The sequence below is a fragment of the Streptosporangium sp. NPDC006930 genome, from assembly GCF_040635605.1.
Classification (GTDB): Bacteria; Actinomycetota; Actinomycetes; order Streptosporangiales; family Streptosporangiaceae; genus Streptosporangium.
In genome coordinates this window covers 1-5,352 of sequence record NZ_JBEYID010000056.1, presented here as the reverse complement: position 1 = coordinate 5,352, position 5,352 = coordinate 1, and the positions used below count along the sequence as shown (strand labels likewise).

At 70.4% G+C, this 5,352-nt stretch carries 1 protein-coding gene; it reads right to left on the bottom strand.

Features of this window, described 5'->3' with window-relative positions; all coding sequences use genetic code 11:
* A partial coding sequence (locus ABZ664_RS39285) for an SDR family NAD(P)-dependent oxidoreductase (protein ID WP_362522365.1) occupies window positions 1-5,324 on the bottom strand: 5,324 nt, incomplete at its 3' end.
* Window positions 5,325-5,352 lie beyond the last annotated feature (28 nt).

Sequence of the window (5,352 nt, the reverse complement as noted above, 5' to 3'; positions counted from 1 at the left end):
CGACGGCTGGTCAGCAGCAGATGACGCACCCCACGCTCGGCCACCACATGCCGGGCGAACAACGCACCCAGACCACCGGTACCACCGGTGACCAGGACGGTTCCCTCCGGATCCCAGACCCGGCCGACGTCATCACCGGAAACCTCGGCCGGAACCTCACCGGATACCACCCGCGCCAAACGCGGCACCAACACTCCACCCTCGCGCACCGCCACCTGCGGCTCACCCGAGACCAAGACCTCCGGCAGCACACCGAGCAAGGACTCCTGGCCGTCCACGTCGACCAAGCCGAACCGGCCAGGGTTCTCCGACTGAGCACTACGGACAAGCCCTCGCACCGCCGCAGACGGAAGATCGGTGATCGTCTCACCACCGCTCGCCGCGACCGCGCCCCGGGTGAGGAACACCAGGCGCGAATCGGCGAACCGCTCCTCGGCCAGCCAACCCTGCACCACATCCAGAACGTGGGCGGTGAGCGCATGCGCCGACTCCACCACCCCGGCCGCCGGGTCGGAGGCCACTTCCATCAGCACCACCGCCGGCACCGCGCCCGCCTCGGCCAGCGACGACAGATCCGCGTGCACCGGAAGGCCATCCGACTCCCCGGCCGCCCGCAGCCTGGAGGCGACACCCAACGTGTCCAGGCCGAGGATCCCCATCGACACCTCACCGGCCTCCGGCAAAGCGCCCGCGAGCCCCCACTCCACCCGGAACAACGCATCCTGGCTGACTCCGCGACCGTCGGAGACCCCCAACTGCTCGGCCGGGACCGGCCGCAGCACCACCGACCGCGCCGACAGCACCGGCGCACCCGTCACATCCGCCGCCAGCAGCGACACCGAATCCGGGCCTGTCCTGGCCAGCCGCACCCGCAGCACCGACGCCCCGCCGGCGTGCAGACACACCTGCTCCCACGAGGACGGCAACCGGCCACCCTCCACCGGCTCCAGCCCGGCGAAGCTCACCGCGTGCAACGCCGCGTCCAGCAGCGCCGGATGCATCCCGAACGAAGCCGCTCCACCGATCTGCTCGGGCAGCCTCACCTCGGCGAAGATCTCACCGTCGCGTCGCCAGGCCGCCCGCAGCCCCTGGAACGCCGGACCGTAGGCGAAGCCGTCCTCGGCCAGCTCCTCGTAGAAGCCCTCCAGCTCGATCACGGACGCCCCGACCGGCGGCCACGTCGCCGCGTCGAGCGGCACGACCTCCGCCACTCCGGTCGCCAACGTCCCGGTGGCGTGCCGTACCCACGGCACCTCCTCGGCCGCGTCCGCCGAACGAGCGTAGATGCTCACGCTCCGCCGACCGGTCTCCTCCGGCGCACCCACCGCGATCTGGACCACGACCGCGTCGTCCTCGCCCAGCACCAGCGGAGCGTCCAGGATCAACTCCTCGACCACCTCGCAGCCGACCTGGTCACCGGCCCGCACCGCCAGCTCCACGAACGCCGAACCCGGCACCACCACCGAACCCGCCACCACATAGTCGGCCAGCCACTGCTGCGACGAGAGCGACAAGCGGCCCGTCAACAGCACACCGTCCGAGTCGGCCAGGCCCACCGCCGCACCCAGCAGCGGATGCCCCGTAGCGGCCAGGCCCAGAACACGGGCATCACCGCTCTGCCGCGCGTTCGGCCAGAACCGCTGGTGCTGGAAGGCATAGGTGGGCAGATCCACCCGGCGACCGCCCGGCAGCACCTGCCTCCAGTCCACCTCCACACCACGGACGAACAGTTCGGCCGCCGAGACCAGCACTCGCTCCATGCCGCCCTCATCGCGGCGCAACGTCCCGGCGATCACGGCCTCCACCTCGGCCGCGTCCACGCATTCGCCGATGCCGACCGTGAGCACCGGATGCGGACTCACCTCCACGAACACCCGATACCGCTGCTCCAGCAACTGTCCGATCGCCGGAGCGAAGCCCACCGTGCGCCGCAGGTTCTCACACCAGTACCCGGCCTCCAGCTCCGGCCCTTCCAGCCACTGACCGGTCACCGTCGACAGCATCGGCACCCGCACCGGCTGCGGCGCCACCCCCGCCAGAACCTGGGCCAGCTCTTCGGAGATCAGATCGACCTGCGCCGAATGCGAGGCGTAATCCACCGCGATCCGCCGCACCCGCACATCCTCAGCGGAAAGGCTTTCGACCAGCTCCTCCACCGCCGCGACCTCACCGGCCACCACCACCGAACTGGGGCCGTTGATCGCCGCTACCGAGATCCGCCCGTCCCAGGCAGCCACCCGATCGACCACCTGCTCGACCGGCAGCGCCACCGACGCCATCGCCCCACGCCCGGACAGCTCCTCGCCGATCAAACGGCTGCGCAACGCCACCACCCGCGCGCCGTCGGACAACGACAGGCCACCCGCCACCACCGCCGCCGCGATCTCACCCTGCGAATGACCCACCACCGCATCAGGGCGAACCCCCAGCGACTCCCACACCGCCGCCAACGACACCATCACCGCGAACGACACCGGCTGCACCACATCCACCCGATCCAGCGACGGAGCCCCCTCGCTCTGCCGGACCACATCCAGCAGCGACCACTCCACGAACGGCTCCAACGCCGCCGCACACTCCGCCATCCGAGCCGCGAACACCGCCGACTCCTCCAGCAGCCGCGCGCCCATGCCCACCCACTGCGCCCCCTGACCCGGGAACACCCACACCGACTTCCCAACCACATCGGCCACACCGGACACCACCCCGGGCACCGACTCACCCGAGGCAACCGCACCCAGCCCCGTCAGGAGATCCCCGCCGACCACCACCGCACGGTGCTCGAACACCGACCGCGACGACACCAGCGAGAACGCCACATCGGTCAGCCCAAGACCAGGCTCGCCCTCCAGGTACGACACGAGCCGCCCGGCCTGCGCCTGCAACGCCCCACCCGTACGACCCGACACCACCACCGGAACCATGTCCGCGGTCGGTACCAGGTCCTGTGAAGGAGCCACCGCCGCGGCCTCGGGCCCCTGCTCGATGATCACGTGTGCGTTGGTGCCGCTGATCCCGAACGACGACACACCCGCCCGACGCGGACGACCCGTCTGCGGCCACTCCACCTGCTCGGTCAGCAGCTCCACCGCACCCGAGGCCCAGTCCACATGCGACGACGGCTCGTCCACGTGCAACGTCCGAGGCAGCACCCCATGCCGCAGAGCCATCACCATCTTGATCACACCGGCCACACCCGCAGCCGCCTGCGTGTGACCGAGGTTCGACTTGATCGACCCCAGCAGCAGCGGCCGGTCCTCGTCCCGATCCTTGCCGTAGGTGGCCAGGAGTGCCTGCGCCTCGATCGGGTCGCCCAGCGTGGTGCCGGTGCCGTGGCCCTCGACCGCGTCCACCTCGGTGAAGGACAAGCCCGCGCCGGCGAGCGCCTGACGGATCACCCGCTGCTGGGAGGGACCGTTCGGCGCCGTCAGACCGTTGGACGCGCCGTCCTGGTTGACGGCCGAACCCCGCACGAGCGCGAGCACCTGGTGGCCGTTGCGGCGGGCGTCCGACAGCCGCTCAAGCACCAGCATGCCCACGCCCTCGGAGTAGCTGGTGCCGTCCGCGGTGTCGGCGAAGGACTTGCACCGCCCATCGCCTGCCAGCCCTCCCTGGGTGCTGAAGTCGATGAAGACCGCAGGGGTGGCCATCACGGTCGCGCCACCGGCCAGTGCCAGGTCGCAGTCACCGGAGCGCAGCGCCTGCGCCGCCATGTGCATCGCCACCAGCGACGACGAACACGCCGTGTCCACCGTCACCGCCGGACCCTCCAGGCCCAGCGCGTACGAGATCCGGCCGGTCGCGACGCTGCCCGCCGTACCGGTACCGAGGAAGCCCATCGCCTCCGGCGGGAACTCCGCGCTCATCCCGTAGTCGTGGTAGAAGATGCCGGCGAACACGCCGGTACGGCTGCCGCGCAACGAGGTCGGGTCCACGCCCGTCCGCTCGATCGCCTCCCACGACGTCTCCAGCAACAACCGCTGCTGCGGGTCCATCGCGAGCGCCTCACGCGGCGAGATCCCGAAGAACCCCGGATCGAACTGCGTGGCACTCTCCAGGAAGCCACCCTCGCGCACATAGCTGGTGCCCCGGCTCTCCCGGTCCGGGTTGTACAGCGCCCCCAGATCCCAGCCTCGCGTGGTCGGGAACTCGGAGATCGCATCTCCGTCCTCGGAGACCAGCCGCCACAGATCCTCCGGTGAGTCGACCTCACCCGGGAAGTGGCAGGCCATGCCCACGATCACGATCGGATCGTCGTTCAGGGGCATGACGGGCGCCGGAATGATCGCGTCAGCGTGCTCGCCGAGCAGTTCGGCCAGCAGGAAGTCCGCCAGTACGGTCGGTGTCGGGTAGTCGAACACCAGCGTGGACGGCAACCGCAGCCCCGTCGCGGCGTTCAGCCGGTTGCGCAACTCGACCGCGGTAAGGGAGTCGAAGCCCAGCTCGCGGAACTCCCGACGCACCTCCACCATGTCGGACGAAGCATGACCCAGCACCATCGCCGCCTCGACACGCACCAGGTCCACCAGAACCTCGGCCCGCTCGGCCGCCCCCAACGGAGCCAACCGCTGCAACAACGTCGCAGCCACCACCGAACCCGACGCCGCCGACCGCCGACCACCCCGCACCAAACCCCGCAACAACGCCGGCACCTCACCGTGGGCGCGCAGCACCGCGAGCTCCAACCGGAGCGGGATCACCACCGACCGGGCCACCCGTCCGGCGGCGTCGAACAGCGCCAGTCCTTGCTCCACCGAGAGCGGCGGCATGCCCGTACGGGTGATCCGCCGCATGTCGGCATCGCTCAGCGTGCCGGTCATTCCGGTGTCCTGGGTCCAGGCTCCCCAGGCCAGCGAGAGCGCGGGCAGCCCTTCGGCCCTGCGCACCTGCGCCAAGGCGTTGAGGAACGTGTTCGCGGCCGCGTAGTTGCCCTGCCCTGGTGCTCCCATGACGCCCGACAGGGACGAGTAGGTGATGAACGCCGCGAGGTCCAGTTCCCGGGTGAGTTCATGCAGATGCCAGGCGGCGTCGACCTTGGGTCGCAGGACCCTGCCCAGCCGCTCCGGGGTCAGTGACGGAATCGTCGCGTCTTCCAGCACACCTGCGGTGTGAATGACCGCGGTCAGCGGATGGTCGGCATCGATCCCGGCCAGCAGACCCGCCACCTGCTCGCGATCGGCCATGTCACAGGCCGCGACCGTGACCTCCACCCCATGCGCGATCAACTCGGCCCGCAACTCCACCGCACCCGGAGCAGCCAACCCCCGACGGCTGGTCAACACCAGATGACGCACCCCACGCTCGGCCACCACATGCCGAGCCAAACTCCCTCCCAGACCACCGGTACCACCA